The sequence below is a fragment of the Lachnospira pectinoschiza genome, from assembly GCF_900103815.1.
Lineage (GTDB): Bacteria > Bacillota > Clostridia > Lachnospirales > Lachnospiraceae > Lachnospira > Lachnospira pectinoschiza_B.
On the sequence record NZ_FNHZ01000001.1, the window covers coordinates 493291 to 508991 of the forward strand.

General features: G+C 37.1%; 15 protein-coding genes. 10 read left to right on the forward strand and 5 right to left on the reverse strand.

Features of this window, described 5'->3' with window-relative positions; all coding sequences use genetic code 11:
• Positions 1-91: 91 nt before the first annotated feature.
• Positions 92-1429 (forward strand): hypothetical protein, encoded by a 1338-nt coding sequence (locus tag BLQ66_RS02115; protein WP_083330229.1) that lies wholly within the window; start codon positions 92-94, stop codon positions 1427-1429.
• Positions 1430-1558: 129 nt separating this feature from the next.
• Positions 1559-2503, forward strand: coding sequence for an FKBP-type peptidyl-prolyl cis-trans isomerase (locus BLQ66_RS02120; protein WP_074520710.1), 945 nt, complete (start codon positions 1559-1561; stop codon positions 2501-2503).
• 160 nt (positions 2504-2663) lie between these two features.
• Here BLQ66_RS02120 and BLQ66_RS02125 read toward each other — a convergent pair whose 3' ends face one another.
• From BLQ66_RS02125 to BLQ66_RS02140, 4 genes are all read right to left on the reverse strand, one after another.
• Positions 2664-3137: a hypothetical protein gene (locus BLQ66_RS02125; protein ID WP_074520711.1), complete on the reverse strand. Its 474-nt coding sequence runs from the start codon at positions 3135-3137 to the stop codon at positions 2664-2666.
• The gene (locus BLQ66_RS02130) at positions 3138-3317 is read right to left on the reverse strand and encodes a hypothetical protein (RefSeq protein ID WP_074520712.1); all 180 of its coding nucleotides are present in this window, start codon (positions 3315-3317) and stop codon (positions 3138-3140) included.
• 8 nt (positions 3318-3325) lie between these two features.
• Positions 3326-4690, reverse strand: a complete 1365-nt coding sequence (locus BLQ66_RS02135) for an NAD(P)/FAD-dependent oxidoreductase (protein ID WP_074520713.1) — start codon at positions 4688-4690, stop codon at positions 3326-3328.
• Positions 4691-5114: 424 nt separating this feature from the next.
• Positions 5115-5891, reverse strand: coding sequence for an SDR family oxidoreductase (locus BLQ66_RS02140; protein WP_074520714.1), 777 nt, complete (start codon positions 5889-5891; stop codon positions 5115-5117).
• A gap of 285 nt (positions 5892-6176) precedes the next feature.
• On the opposite strand from BLQ66_RS02140, the gene BLQ66_RS02145 reads away from it, so the two are divergent.
• Positions 6177-7850, forward strand: a complete 1674-nt coding sequence (locus tag BLQ66_RS02145) for a GH25 family lysozyme (RefSeq protein WP_074520715.1) — start codon at positions 6177-6179, stop codon at positions 7848-7850.
• Positions 7851-7950: 100 nt separating this feature from the next.
• On the opposite strand, the gene BLQ66_RS02150 is transcribed toward BLQ66_RS02145, so the two are convergent.
• Entirely contained in the window at positions 7951-8610 is a 660-nt protein-coding gene (locus BLQ66_RS02150) for a hypothetical protein (RefSeq protein WP_074520716.1), read from the reverse strand.
• Positions 8611-8807: 197 nt separating this feature from the next.
• Between BLQ66_RS02150 and BLQ66_RS02160 the strand changes: the two genes are divergently transcribed.
• The 7 genes from BLQ66_RS02160 to BLQ66_RS02190 all read left to right on the forward strand — a co-directional run bounded on the left by BLQ66_RS02160 (position 8808) and on the right by BLQ66_RS02190 (position 15700).
• The gene (locus tag BLQ66_RS02160) at positions 8808-9800 is read left to right on the forward strand and encodes an AIR synthase related protein (protein WP_074520717.1); all 993 of its coding nucleotides are present in this window, start codon (positions 8808-8810) and stop codon (positions 9798-9800) included.
• Between the two features lie 40 nt (positions 9801-9840).
• A complete protein-coding gene (locus BLQ66_RS02165) occupies positions 9841-10323 on the forward strand; it encodes an Lrp/AsnC family transcriptional regulator (RefSeq protein WP_027430206.1) in 483 nt (160 codons plus the stop codon).
• Complete coding sequence (locus tag BLQ66_RS02170) at positions 10320-11489, forward strand: pyridoxal phosphate-dependent aminotransferase (protein WP_074520718.1); 1170 nt, start codon at positions 10320-10322, stop codon at positions 11487-11489. Before BLQ66_RS02165 ends, BLQ66_RS02170 begins: the two co-directional genes overlap by 4 nt.
• A gap of 92 nt (positions 11490-11581) precedes the next feature.
• Positions 11582-12055, forward strand: coding sequence for a chemotaxis protein CheX (locus tag BLQ66_RS02175; protein WP_083330230.1), 474 nt, complete (start codon positions 11582-11584; stop codon positions 12053-12055).
• A gap of 109 nt (positions 12056-12164) precedes the next feature.
• The gene (trmL, locus tag BLQ66_RS02180; protein ID WP_027430209.1) at positions 12165-12662 is read left to right on the forward strand and encodes a tRNA (uridine(34)/cytosine(34)/5-carboxymethylaminomethyluridine(34)-2'-O)-methyltransferase TrmL; all 498 of its coding nucleotides are present in this window, start codon (positions 12165-12167) and stop codon (positions 12660-12662) included.
• A gap of 63 nt (positions 12663-12725) precedes the next feature.
• Positions 12726-13436 (forward strand): 3'-5' exonuclease, encoded by a 711-nt coding sequence (locus BLQ66_RS02185; protein ID WP_051195293.1) that lies wholly within the window; start codon positions 12726-12728, stop codon positions 13434-13436.
• A 152-nt stretch (positions 13437-13588) separates the two neighbouring features.
• Positions 13589-15700, forward strand: coding sequence for a hypothetical protein (locus tag BLQ66_RS02190; protein WP_074520719.1), 2112 nt, complete (start codon positions 13589-13591; stop codon positions 15698-15700).
• Position 15701: the final 1 nt, after the last annotated feature.

Here is a 15701-nt window from a genome sequence, read left to right on the forward strand (position 1 = left end):
TCATAAAATATCCATAGTTTTAGAATATAATCCAATTAGATTTAAGATTATACAATTTAATATCAAATGTATAGCGTTAAGGAGGAACTCTATGAAAAAAATTTTAGCGGTAACATTATCACTTTTATTAGTTTTCAGCTTTACAGCATGTAAGAGCGAAGAGACAACAACTAGCGATAGTGAGACAACAACAGCGGTTTCTGAGGAGACTAGTGAAAATGCAACAGAGTCCGTAGCAGCAACAGCGACTAGCTACGAAGTAGATACCGAAAAGTTAGAAGTTAAGGATGTTAACGGAAACACTATTAGTTCAGGTTCGGCAAGCGTATCCTTTAGTGGTACAAAAAAGACTATTAGTGCAGCTTACCTTATTGATGGAGTAGAAGTTGAGATTAGTGCTGGTGCTTATGAGTCAGCATCAAGCTCTTCAGATCAGGTAGTATTTTTAGTTGTAAATGGCGGTAAGCTTACAATTACAGGTACAGCAAGCAAGTACGTAGGAATTACCAAGACAGGCTCTGCTGCCTCATCAGGACAGGTGGGAGATGACTATAATTTCTATGGCATTAACAGTGGAATAGTTGTTGCAGGTTCAGGCTCTGAGGCAACAATTCAGTATGCATACATTTCCACTGCGGCAAATGGCTCAAATGCGGTAGTTAGTACAGCCGGGGCAACAGTTAACATTTTAAATAGTGAAATTGAAACTACAGGAAGTGCAGGCTCAAGAGGTCTTCACGCAACTTACGAGGGCACAATTAATGCAGACACAGTAAAGATTACAACTCAAGGCTCGTCATGCGCTAGCCTTGCAACAGATAGAGGTGGCGGAACTGTAAATGCCACAAATATGACCCTTGAAACCAATAGCTCAGGTTCACCACTTGTCTACTCAACAGGAACAATCAATGTTTCTAATTCAACAGGTGTGGCAAACAATGCTCAGATGGTAGTTGTTGAGGGCGGAAGTTCGGCAAATGTGGACAGCTGCGTATTTAGTTGTACAGGTAGTGGTAATAGAACCGGTACTTCCGAGTCAAATAGCTCATCTCACGTGATAGATGCAGGTGGAATCTTCATCTATCAAAGTTTCTCAGGGGATGCAAGTGATGGTACAGATTACTTCACAGCTACAAATTCAACCTTTACTGTAACAACTGAGGGCGTTCCAATGTTTTATATTACAAATATTAGCGCTGAAATCACCCTTAATGGCAACACCTTTAATAGTGCCTCAACAGATGATTATTTCTTGATTGCTGAGGGTACAAACCAGTGGGGCAAATCAGGTTCTAACGGCGGTAAGGTTGTTATGAGCATTACTAATCAGGATTTATCAGGAAAATCTGTCTTTGTAGGCTCTGCATCTTCAAGCCTTAGCATAACTGCTACTGATTCAAGCTCAACTGCAGTAAATAAAGTACAGTAGGGGTGTAGGAGTAAGCTTCAGAGATATATTTTCACAAATAATTATGCATTAAAGATAACAACTATTGAGAATTCTTCGCAAATCTTGTAGAATAGGAAAGATAATATTTTTGTTTTAAGGAGATTTGTAATGAGAATAGCTGTAACATATTCAAATGGCAATGTTTTCCCACATTTTGGTAAGACAGAAGAATTCAAGGTTTACGAAGTTGAAGATAAAAAGGTTCTTTCAAGCGAAGTAATCAGCTCTAATGGCGCAGGTCATGGCGCACTTGCTGGTGTACTAAAGGATCAGAACGTTGATATTCTTATTTGTGGCGGTCTTGGTGGCGGCGCTCTTAACGCTTTAGGAGAAGCTGGTATCGAGGTTATTGCTGGTGCAGAAGGTAACACAGATGCAGCAGTAGAGAGCTACTTAAAGGGTGAATTAGTTTCAACAGGTGCTAACTGTGATCATCACGATCATGAGCACGGTGGCGAAGAGCATACATGTGGAGACCATGGTTGCGGACATCATGATCACCATGAAGAGGCTAAGGAAGAAGAAAAGAAGGAATGTAACTGCGACGATTCTGAAGAAGAATGTAGCGGTTCATGCGAGAGCTGTTCAGGATGTTCTGGTGAGCCAGAAGTTATCTATGAAGGTAAGAACGCTGGTAAGACAGTAAGAGTTCACTACAAGGGTACTTTAAATGATGGTACACAGTTTGACTCATCTTATGATAGAGGACAGCCACTTGAGTTCTTAGCTGGTGTTGGTATGATGATTAAGGGCTTTGATAAGGCAGTAGTTGATATGGAAGTTGGAGATAAGGTTTCAATCCACCTTTCACCTGAAGAAGCTTACGGTATGCCAAGCGAAAGCAACATCATTAAGTTAAAGATTAAGGACCTTCCAGGTTCTGAAGACTTAGAAGTTGGTCATCAGGCTTATTTACAGAACGCTTACGGCGGAGCTGTAGCTGTTAGAGTAACAGAGAAGACTGAAGAAGATATCGTATTTGATGCTAACCACGAATTAGCTGGTAAGGAACTTAATTTCGATATCGAATTAGTTAGCGTTAAGGAAGACTAATTAAGATTAAGATTTAGATTTAATTTCATATAATAAAAAAGCACTCAAGAAATTTTGATATATACCATCTTTACTGGACACATATCAAATCCTTGAGTGCTTTTTATTTATTCTTATTTATAGCGTAAAGCGGACATTCTAAATCCCCTTCGCTACTTACCTATGAACGAAGTGACACAAGTTCTGGCTTATCTATTACAAGGTAATATCGCTCCATAGTGCTTAATTTATCGCAATCTTCCCAGGTGTAATAATATTTTTTTAGGGCTTGATCCAATCTTTGATAAATTCCAAAACATTCAGGATCTAAGCCGATTTCTCGAATGAATCGTGCCTTATCTACTTTAAACATAAATAAATATTTAAAATAGCTGTAACCCTTAATACTAAGAATTTTTCTTAGAAGCTTTTTTCTTTTTGGGCTATTATCAATCTCTGCATTAGTCATATCTTTTAGATAATAATTGTAGGAGTTAAGCCTTTTAGCGTCTTCTTTAAGATAGTTAAAGCGTCGAAGTTCATAGGCAGTACGATAATCATCTTTTTGTTTGATTTCAGCCTTTTCTTTGTTGTAAGCATTAAGGTAAGCCTTATTGTAGTTGTTATCATCTGCCTCATCCGGTAAAGAAAACATTCAGTCATCATCGTCGTCATCATCATTATCTAGATTATAAGTACGTCTAAAATCCTTCTCGAAATCTTCTTCGTAGAAAGCACGCTCTTTCCTATCAATATGTCCGTCACGATTAAAATCATAACCTTCATGCCTCATTTTATCTTCGTAACCATCTAAGATATCATCTAAAAATCCCATAAGACCTCCTAACCTGCAATTTCTCTTGCAACGAAAACGCCACTAGCGGATGCATGTGATAATGAGTGAGTAATTCCGCTACCATCACCAATTACATATAGCCCCTTGTAATTTGTTTCAAGGTGCTCATCTACTAACACTTCCATGTTATAGAACTTAACCTCCACGCCATAGAGGAGTGTGTCATCATTGGCAGTACCAGGTGCCACCTTATCAAGGGCGTAAATCATCTCAATAATGCCATCTAGAATTCGCTTTGGAAGTACAAGACTTAAGTCGCCAGGGCTAGCATTCAGTGTAGGAGTTGTAAAGGACTCGTCAATATCTGACTGAGAACTTCTGTGTCCCCTAATTAAATCACCGAATCTCTGAACAATAACGCCGCCCCCAAGCATGTTGCTTAGTTTAGCAATACTTTCACCGTATCCATTGGAATCCTTAAAAGGATCAGTAAAATGTTTTGCTACCAATAGGGCAAAATTTGTATTATTTGTCTGCTTTTCAGGGTCTTCGTAGCTGTGGCCGTTAACTGTAACAATACCGTTTGTGTTTTCATTTACCACAGCGCCCCTTGGATTCATGCAAAATGTACGAACTAAATCTTCGTATTTCTGAGTACGATAGACAATCTTGCTTTCATAAAGCTCATCAGTAATGTGGCTAAAAACCTCAGCTGGAAGCTCAACTCTAACACCTAAATCCACACGATTAGATAGTGTGCTAATGTGTAGCTCCTTACATACCTTTTCCATCCACTTACTGCCGCTTCGACCTACGCTTATGATACATTTTCCACAAGTAAAGCTCTCCTTAGGACAGACAATCTCGTAGCCAGATTCAAGGGCCTTCACAGTCTCAACGGCTGTATCAAAGTAAAAATCCACCTTGTCTTTTAGATAGTCATAAAGATGCCCAAGGACGATGTAGTTTATATCAGTGCCTAGATGTCTTACAGAGGCATCTAGTAGGTGAAGTCCGTTCTGGATACAGAGCTTCTTAAAACCTGTGCCTGCAGTAGAGTAGAGCTTTGTGCCCTCCCCACCATATTCAAGGTTAATCTTGTCCACGTATTCCATAAGCTCTAGGGCCTTGTTTTTACCGATGTATTTGTAAAGAGTGCCACCAAAGTCGTTAGTGATGTTATATTTTCCATCTGAAAATGCGCCAGCCCCTCCAAATCCACTCATGATAGAGCAGCTATTGCAGTGGATGCAGGACTTAATTTTGTCCCCATCAATAGGGCAGTGCCTCTTTGCAAGTTCGTGGCCTTCCTCAAAAACCGCCACTTTTAAGTTAGGAGATAGTTTAGTTAATTCGTAGGCTGAGTAAATACCACCAGGACCAGCTCCAATAATGATTACGTCGTAATTCATACAATCACTTCCTTCCTTTGGTTTTAAACATGTAAAATAGCCCTTTGCATAGGATGTAAGGGTATATTTCAATACTATTTAAATTATATCATAGTTTATTGAAAATAATAAGATTTTAATCCCTTCTGACACTAGTAAACTTTATACCCCCGCTTAAAGCTTACGCTTTTGAAGCGGGGGATTGCTTACACTGCGTTCAAAATATAATCTGCCTGACTATTAGCCTGCTGCAAAAAACCCCGACTAGAAATATCTAGCCGGGGCCGTGAAAAGAAAAAAGTTAAAATGAAAACTAAATTGTCAAGACTCGCTTGCGAGTCTTGCGCGCCGGATTCGGGTCTGGTTCAGCAGACAAATTCCTGTCCGAATCCGTGCGCATCCTCGCGGAGCGTTTAACTCAGTCGGAGCTTGTACTCCGACTGTGTTAAAGAGCTGTGTAACCACCATCAACTGGTAAGATAAGACCATTTACATATGAACTCATCTTAGATGAAAGGAAGATTGCTGCTGTATCAAGCTCGCCTTCCTTACCATATCTTGAAAGTGGAATCATTGTCTTAGCATATTCCTGGAAGTACTCAGAATCGAGTGTTTCCTTTGTAAGTGGTGTCTCAAAGTAGCCAGGGCAGATGGCATTTACATTGATTCCCTTCTCACCCCATTCAGCAGCAAGTGCACGAGTTAAGTTAACTACGCCACCCTTTGCAGCATGATATGGAGAAGCTGGAGCAATCTTGTTACCAACTAAGCCATACATTGAAGCAATGTTAATGATTCTACCGTACTTAGCAGGTAACATTGCCTTCTTAGCTACGGCACGAGCCATCTTGAAGGAACCGAATAAATCGATGTTAAATTCGCCTTCAAACTGCTCATCTGTAATTTCTTCAGCAGGTGCAACTGCGCCTGTACCTGCATTATTTATAAGGATGTCGATACGACCAAATTCCTTGCAAACCTGGTCAACGGCTGCTTCTACTTTACTTGTGTCTGTGATATCGCAAGGAATTGCAAGTGTCTTAACACCGTATTCTTCAGCAATTTCCTTAGCTACCTGATCGATTAATTCCTTACGACGAGCCAATGCAACGATATTTGCTCCCTGATTAGCAAGAGCCTTTGCGAGCTGAACGCCTAAACCTGTTGAGCATCCTGTTACAATGGCAACCTGACCTGTGAGGTCGAAATAATTTGTCTTCATAATAATTCCTATGCCTCCTGTATTAAAATTAAACCATAAATATGTATATTATTATACTATAAAAAAATACATATTGCTGATAATTTTTGTTAAATAAGACTATATCAATACCAAAATACTATACAGGTAGGAGTGTAGTACTATTTATGCTTTACAAGTGAACTTATAGTATGCTAGACTACCCTTAAAATATTTTTTAAAGTTTTTGCAAATGAGTGGGACATAGTATATAATATTTTTATACATTTCGTATACAATAAAATAATATTAGGAGCGATTGGGTTTATGAAGGGAACTATTCTTACATTTCTTAAGGGCCTAAAGACTAAGTTGGGGGTTAATGCGCTAAGTCACAGTATTACTAGTATTGTGGGAACAAAAGTGGCAATAGCTTCTAGTGTTGTAATTGCAACATCTGCGGTGGCAGTAGGTGGTACTGTAGCGGCAATTACTATTCATAATGAGTCTAAAAATGCAGCCAAAGCAGCAACTGAAGTGGCAGCAGACGTGTCCAATGGGGATTTGCTTAATGCAGTCCTTCCGTATTCAACAGACGATGCCGACACTATTTCTAATGAAGAGGTTTACGCATCAAGGGAAGAAGTTAACGACGAGGCTATTCTAGATATGATTTCAAATACTTCTCAACCCGTTAAAATTATTAACTATGAAGATTTGGATATTGGAGCAGATGATTCTACAAATGATGCACCAACCGGTGAGGTTGTAGAAGAAACTGCTTCCAATTCAACAAACATTTATGAAACTAGTGGTATCGTAAAGGGTATCGATGTTTCAAAATGGCAGGGTGACATTAACTGGTCACAGGTAGCTGCTTCAGGTGTTAAATTTGCCATTATTAAATGTGCAGGTAGATCTACAGGCGAGGCAGGTACCTTATATGAAGATCCAAAGTTTGAAAAAAACATTCAAGGTGCTATAGCAAACGGAATTCAAGTAGGTGTTTATTTCTTCTCACAGGCTTTAACAGTTGAAGAAGCTTATGAAGAAGCATCTATGACAGTTCAGCTTATTAGAAAATATCAGATTACTTATCCAGTAGCCTTTGACTGGGAATCAGCAAGTGGATATAGAGTGTCAGGAAAGCTAGGAAGACAGCAGCTAACTGATATTTGTAATACCTTTGCTGGGGTAATTTCAAGTTATGGATATACTCCAATGATTTACTTTAACCGTAATGATTGGAGAAATGCAGTTAATACATCAGAACTTACAAGCAAGTATAAGACTTGGCTTGCAACATATTACAATGCCTATTATTACACATCTACAGCATGGGATTATGGTAATTCAGTTCCAGAATATCCAGATATTCCTTATGATATTTGGCAGTATGGTGTTACTGATACTGTTCCAGGTATTGATGGTTGGTGTGATATGGATATTGCTTTCTTTAGCTATGGAAATTATCAGGTTCAGGGTATGCAAGACCCGTATATTAGTTTAAAGAGAGATAGTTTTAGTTTAATTGAAGGCTGTGACCTTAATGGTAATAGCTTGCCGGCAAATAATGACGGTGGCGATTACGCAGCTTATTTAAGAGAGAATGCAACAGGTAAAAACTGTATCGGATATGATGCTAATCTATCTATGGTAATAACGAATTCTTCTGGAAATGAGGTAGATTACTGGACAGCGATTCATTCTCCTGGACGCTACACAGTTACTTATAGCTTTGTGGATCCTAGGAATGGATATATAACAAAAGCGGCAACTTTAGTCGTCACGACTAAACCTACGGAGCCTGAAACAACGACAGAGAGCCCATCTGAGACCAATAGTGAAGGTCAGTCTGAAACAGGTAGTGAATCTGGTTCTACGGATGTAGAGACCACTAGTAGCGAGGACGGCAGTACAGAAAGTGGAAGCACTGAAGCAAATAGCACAGAAGCCGGCAGTACAGAGGGCACAAGCACAGAGGGTAATACTAGCGGTTAACATATTAAGCGTTAGTTAAGCAACTAAAGTTCATAAAATTTTGAGGCGGTAAACAAATGAGTTTACCGCCTCTTTTTTTATTTTGATTATTATTTTTAAGTTAGTAGTCATCTGATAAAATCACCTTTCTCTTATCAGACATTTCCTGTAGCTGTTCAATGATTACCTCTTTATTAATAGATTCTAGCTCTTCCGCTTTCTTTATGAGGTAAGCTAACTTTTCATCATTGTTTGTTTCTATATATAAACTTGCTAGGTCATAGTAATTTGACTTAATATCTGTTCCTAGTTCAATTCCTGTTTCTAAATAAATAGCCGCTTTATCCTTAAAACCTAGATTAATTAATTCATGTCCAATAGTGGATAGATTTTTAATAAGTGTGGTGTAATTGTCATCATAACTTGATAATTCTGTTAAATTAGCGGCTCCGTACTCCATTTTCAAATCTGTATTGGAAATAGAGGAGAGATTAAGTATCTTTTTCTCTCTTAAACTTTCAAGTTCCTCAAATCTTCGCATTAAAGTTTTATTTTCTGACACCGCTAGGTCAAATTGGGCATCCCCCTCATTTAATTGTGGAAGATTATTAGGAATTGTTATATAATTTAACTTGCTTATGTCTTGTTTTCGGGTAAGATTCGCTTTCGATTCCTTATCCCAAAAGGCTTTGGTACGCTGTTCTTGTTTATTAGAACCGCGTCTAAGTAAAAAATTAAAGATTACAATCATTACGAAGATGTATGGTAGTAATAATCTCATAAATGTCACCTCGGAGGTAGTATGATAAATTTTAATAATAAGAAAAATAAAAAAATTCTAGTAATTGTCGTAGTAATACTCGTTCTTGCAATGATTATTCCTATGCTTTATTCGTTGATTCCTTAAAAGGTCATCACATCATTTTTTTTAAGTATAGCATACAAATACATTAACAATCAACGATAAGTGGAGGAAACATGGATTTAGGAAGAATTAAGAGTTCTATTTTTGATAGATCTGTTTTTAAGCTTATAAAAGACCGTCAGAGTAAGGAAATTAAAAGAGCTTACTTAGGTCAGCAAGCTGCAACTAAAAAACTTGATAATGCAAATGTAGTAACAAGCCTTAGCTCTAAGCCAATGGCGGTTTATGACGTGGCCAATAAGTTGGCGGCTAGTGGCGCTAAGCTTGATTATGTAACTGTGAATATAGTAATGGATGCTGCATCTAGAGAGATTAGATTAAAGGAAATCATTAATGATCTTGAGGAGCAGTGCAGACATTTTAATATAACTATTGCCCAGACAGATGTCAGGGTGAGTGCACGAGCGATTAAACCAATAGTGACAGTCTTTGGTTTAGGTCATGCACAAGTAGAAACTGATGAAAGTTTTAAACTTACTGAAAGCTATAAACCAAAACCAGAGGATGTAATTGTGGCTATTGGTGTTATAGGACTAAGTGGTATCAGACGTGTGATTAAGGAGAAGGAAGAGGAAATCCTTAAAAGATATACAAGAGATGTTCTTGATAAGGCTCTAGCTAAATTAGAGGAATTAGATACAACTAGTATTTCTGATTTAGTATATGAAGAGTTTAGAAAAGAAGGTATTAAGGGAAATGTATACTCTTTATCTGAGGGTGGCGTAATTGACTGCCTTTGGAATATTGCTGAGAAGAATCACATTGGATTTGAAGTTGATATCAGAAAAATTCCTGTAAGGCAAGAGATAATCGAGATTTGTGAAATGTTTTCTATTAACCCTTATGAGATGGAATCCATCGGAAGTTTGTTAGTGACATATTCAGGAAATTATGGTATAGTAAATATATTAAACGAAAAGAATGTGAAAGCTTTTGAAGTTGGTTGCTTTAAAAGTGATAACAAAAAAATATTAAGAAGCCTTTCAGATGAAAGATTTGTTGAAATGCCAGGACAGGATGAAATTTATAAAGTGATTAATAACTAGATTATCTAGTTTTTAAAGTTATAAGAGAAGGATGTAAATTATGAGAGACAAGATTTTAAATATGCTAGAAAAGAATGGTCGTATCGACATTCATGACATGGCAATTATGTTAGGTTTATCAGATGCAGAGGTTGCAAATGAAATCGCAGACATGGAAAAAGAACATGTTATTTGTGGTTACAATACTTTGATCAACTGGGATAAGACAGATGATGAGAAGGTTACAGCTCTTATTGAGGTTAAGGTTACACCTCAAAGAGGCTTAGGCTTTGATAGTATTGCAGAAAGAATCTATAACTACGAAGAAGTAACAAGCGTTTACTTAATGTCAGGTGGTTTTGATTTCACTGTAATTATAGAAGGTAAGTCTATGAAATCGGTGGCACAGTTTGTTCATGCGAAGCTCGCCCCTATGGAATCAATTCTTAGTACTTCAACACATTTTGTATTAAAGAAGTACAAGGATTATGGAACAGTATTTGAGGCAGAGAATAAGGACGAAAGGATGTTAGTGACACCATGAGAAACCCACTTTCAAACAAGATAATGGGCATCCAGCCATCAGGAATTAGAAAGTTCTTTGATATTGTTAGTGAGATGCCGGATGCAATTTCATTAGGCGTAGGCGAGCCTGATTTTGATACTCCTTGGAATGTAAGAGAAGAGGGTATCTATGCATTAGAGAAGGGTAGAACCTTTTACACATCTAATGCAGGTCTTAAGGAACTAAGAATCGAGATTTGTAGCTACCTTAAGAGAAAATATAACTTATTATACGATCCAATTAATGAGACTATGGTCACAGTTGGTGGTAGTGAAGCTATTGATGTGGCACTTAGATGTATGGTGGATCCAGGAGATGAAGTTTTAATTCCACAGCCAAGTTATGTATCATACTTACCTTGTGCTGTTATGGCAGATGCAAAGCCAGTAATTATCAATCTTAAGGCAGAGAATGACTTCAAATTAACTCCTGAAGAGTTAGAGGAAAATATTACTAATAAAACAAAAATTTTAGTTTTACCATTCCCTAATAACCCAACAGGTGCTATAATGAATAGAGATGAATTAGCGAAACTTGTCCCATTAATAATTAAACATGATTTATTTGTAATTTCAGATGAGATTTATTCTGAGCTTACATATGGAAAAGAAAGACATGTTTCTATTGCAGAATTCCCTGGAATGAAGGAAAGAACAATAGTTATTAATGGATTTTCAAAGGCTTTTGCCATGACTGGTTGGAGACTTGGCTATGCATGTGGACCAACACCTATTATTAAGCAGATGATTAAATTACATCAGTTTGCTATTATGTGTGCTCCTACTAATAGTCAGTTCGCAGCTGTGGAAGCTTTGAAGAATTGTGATGAGGATGTAGACAAGATGGTGGAGGCTTACGATCAGAGACGTAGGTATCTTGTGAATGCATTTAAGGAGATGGGATTGGAATGTTTTGAACCATTTGGGGCGTTCTATATATTTCCTTCAATCAAAAAGTTCGGTATGACATCAGATGAATTTGCAACTAAGCTTCTTATGAAGAAGAAATTAGCAGTAGTGCCAGGTACAGCCTTTGGAGACTGTGGTGAAGGTTTCCTTAGAATATCTTATGCATACTCAATAGACAACTTAAAAGAAGGCTTAGGAAGAATTAAAGAATTTATTTCAGAATTAGAGTCTAAGTAAGTTAGGGTCTGAGCTTGGATGAATGGTTTACTTGGATTTGTTTTGAAATAAAGTAACAAGAGAATCAAATTAATCCGAAGGAGGATATATATATGGCTGATATTAACGTAGATTACATCAACCCTTTTCTTATGGCAGCAGTAAGCATTTTTAAGGATGCCTGTCAGATGGAGCTTAAGGTAGGAAAACCATATGTAAAGACAACCGAGTTTGAGGGTGATTCAGTTATTATTATGATTGGTGTCACAGGGGAAATGAGAGGTCAGGTGCTTATTGCTCTTACATATCAGAAGGCTTTAACAGTAGCTTCAAAGATGATGATGGGCATGCCAGTAGCTGAACTTGATGATATGTCTACAAGTGCGATTTCAGAGCTTGGTAATATGATTATGGGTAATGCAGCAACAATTCTTTCTACTAAGGGTATTGGTATTGATATTACACCACCAACTCTATGCAGAGGTGCAATGAAACTTACTCAGAATTATACAAAGAATATATGTATTCCACTCAGCTATGAAAACGATACAGCCATGGAACTTGATATTGCTGTAAAGACAGAATAACTTAGATTTCAATTAGTTTATTTTAAAGCCAAAGTTAGTAAAATAGCTTTGGCTTTTTTGTTATTTGCGAGTATAATTTCATGTGGGAATAAATTTTAAGGAGTTTTTAATGTTAAATATAGTACTACATGAACCAGAAATGCCTGCAAATACAGGAAATATCGGAAGAACTTGCGTGGCTATTGGTGCCCGCTTACATTTAATAGAGCCTCTTGGCTTTATTATCAATGATAAAACTTTAAAAAGAGCCGGTCTTGATTATTGGGACAAGCTTGATGTCACAGTTTATAGAGATTATCAGGATTTTCTAGATAAGAATCCTAATGCTAAGATCTATATGGCAACTACAAAGGCGCATAAGACATATACACAGGTAAAGTATGAGGAAGATGCCTATATTATGTTTGGTAAGGAAAGCGCTGGTATTCCAGAGGAAATCCTTGTTGATAACGAGGACACTTGCGTAAGAATTCCAATGTTTGGGGATATTAGATCTTTAAACCTTTCTAATTCAGTTGCTATTGTTGCCTATGAGGCCATGAGACAGCAGGGCTTTACTGATTTGAGTTTAGAGGGTGAACTTCATAGACTTCATTGGAAAGAATAATTGAGGCGGCCTTTAAGTTGTGATACAATTATTTATATATTTAAAAAATGCTTCGGAGGCCGTATGAAACATATTTTTATTGATCTTGAAATGAATAATGTGGCTAAGGAACATAAAGACTTTATTAAAATTAGTAGACAGGAAACCATTGAAATTGGTGCTGTTAAATTAGATGATAAATATGAGCTTGAGGACGAATTCAAAGAATACGTAAAGCCTCAGTATAATACCATTATAGAGCCGAAATTTGTGCATTTAACTGGCATTACTACTGCTGACGTTTCGGGCGCAGATACATTTGCTAATGTACTAAGAAGATTTATAAAGTGGTGTGGTTCCGACTATAAGATTTATTCGTGGAGCGATTGTGACAAGGCTCAATTACTCCATGAAATAAAAGCCAAGGGATTAGTTGAGTTTGACACAGATCCAGGACTTAACTATATGTATGACAACTGGATAGATTATCAGAATGAATTTAAGAAGGAGCTCCATTTAAGCCATATCATGTCCTTATCAAAGGCTGTGGATTTAAGTGGCCTTGCCTTCCAAGGTAAAGCCCATGATGGTTTAATTGATGCTAGAAATACCGCGCTTTTATTTAGAGCTTCGAGAAATTCAGAGGATTATGCGAAGATGCGAAAGGCCTTTACTGAAGCCTTTACACCTACAGTATTTACAATGGCAGATTTAATTGATTTTAGTCAGCTTAAATTTGATGATGAGGATAGCAGTTCTCAGACAAACAATTCAATAACGAATAGTAATGAATAATGGCGCAGTTTTGTGCCATTATTTTTTTTAGCCTTATACTATACACTTGTATTTACCAATCTATTTGCATAAAAACAATTATAGATATATAATAAACTTAGACTTTTGAGAGAATTTAATAGGATTAAATAGAGGCGATTAGGAGCATTAATATGGGAATCGTGAAGTTTAAAGCAGGTGATGTGATTCATGATGTAGGCGATAGCATTTCCACAATGGAGATTGTAACTAAGGGTAGTATTAAGGTTACGGATTGTAATGAAGGTAATTTCGTCATTAAGGCCGGCAGTATTATTGGCATTGGTGAAGAGATTGCAAAATGCTACAAATTCCGCTACGTAGCCCAAACTGAGGGTAGTTACTATTCTTACAATTACAGCAGTCTAGCAGATGTGGAAAGGGTTTTAGATGCTAACGAAAAGATATTGCCTATCTTAGCAAGAACTGCTATTGATGCGGTTTTACTTTCTGCAAATGTAGTAACTAAGCAGTATGAGAGAGTTAGCACGGAATACACACAGCTTATGGACAATTTAAAAGAATACCCTAAAATCTGTAAGCAGCTAGGGCAGGAGCCAAGAGATTTTACGGATTTGGGAAAGATTGCTGCACTAGCAAAGGAAGTTAATGCTAATAGTTGGCAATATGATTTTATATACGCTCTAGCAAGGCATAAAGAGGAGCTAAACGATAGCTTTTTTGCCCTTGATTCTAAGTTAGCAAAGGGTGTTATCTTAATGGCGGATGAACTTTTAATTAAGTTTTCTCATGAGATGGAGGATTTAAACCTCTATAATGAGGCGCTTGTTAGACATGCTCTAAGTTTTAGACAGGAATTTGTCCTACTTCGTTCTCGATTTGAAGAGAATAAGCGAAACGAGGCCCAGGATATTGAAAATGCACCAGCAATTAAAAATGCCCTAGATACAATCCTTCACTATTCTGGCCTAGATGCCGAGATTGCAGGACGTTTTAAGGTAAATGTAAATAACTATAAAGAAATTGAAAATAAATTCGAATCTACAGATCACATAAGAAAATTAAGAAAAGATATTGGAAGAGATTATCTTGATTTATATAAGGCTGTACTTCTAAACAGCTTAATTACCGATATGCCAGTGGAAGCAAGAATGTTTTTATACTTTGGCTTTGTGGACGAAGACTTAGCAGGAGAGGATAATACAAAGACTCTTTATAAATTTGCTAAGCTTTGGGAAGCAGATGAGAAGGGCAAGTATTTAACCGCTTATGACTGGCTTATAAAGGTATATAACGGTGAAGTGCCACCTTCAAGAAACGACTTTGATTTGGACTTTGAAGGGGACTTAAAAGAGAAAAAGAGAAGCGGAGATATTGATGAGAAGGAGTATAACAGGCTTTTAACTAGTAATGAAGCTAAGTTAGACTTTGAGATTAGAAATATGTTTGCTTCTGGTAATAGAGTAACTTACGGAAGAGTTACAACTTATATTCCTATTTTTGATAAGGCAAATATAATAAAGCCCCTAGATTTAGCCTATGTGGACGTGGCTACAATTACTAAGGTAATAAATAAGGTAAGAGAGACGGATTATAGCGTCTTTTATAGGGAAAGAGTATATGCCAATGCAGACCTTGGCATAACTAAATTCTTTGTGGACCAAGAGATTATTCCTTATGTAATACTTATGCCAAACCTAGGCAGCAGAGGCTTTTTGTGGCAGGACATTGAAGGCAGGAAAAGGGATACTCCTGGCAGAATGTTAATATCCATCTTTCATATGGTGGATTTAGAGGATACAGTTTTAAAACTTTGTGGAGAATTTAGATGGGAACTATGTAAAACCGTTCAGGGCGTTTATTGGAATAACGTTCAGGACCCATCGCTTACTTCAGAGTATTGTGACTATCTTCAGTTTTATAAAAAGAATTCTAGCCTTTCCTCTGACCATAAGGAGAAGGTTAGAACTGCCCTTAAAAAACATAATAATAATTACCGAGAGGTTTTTATAGCAGACTATCTTTCTTATATGAAGTATGAAAGAAATGGCTCTCTTAGATTAAATAAGGTGGCAAGAGGCATAATTGCCAACTATTGCACATTTTCAAAGGAAATAAGAACGGGCCTAATGTCGAACCCTCAATATGCAGAGAGCATGAAGAGGTTTGTAATTGCACATAAAGATAAAGTAAGTCAGGTAGATAACCTTATTAGAAAACTAGATTCTAAGGGGCTTGAGATACCGACGGAGGTTTATGAACAAAGAGATTATCTAAACTTTTAAG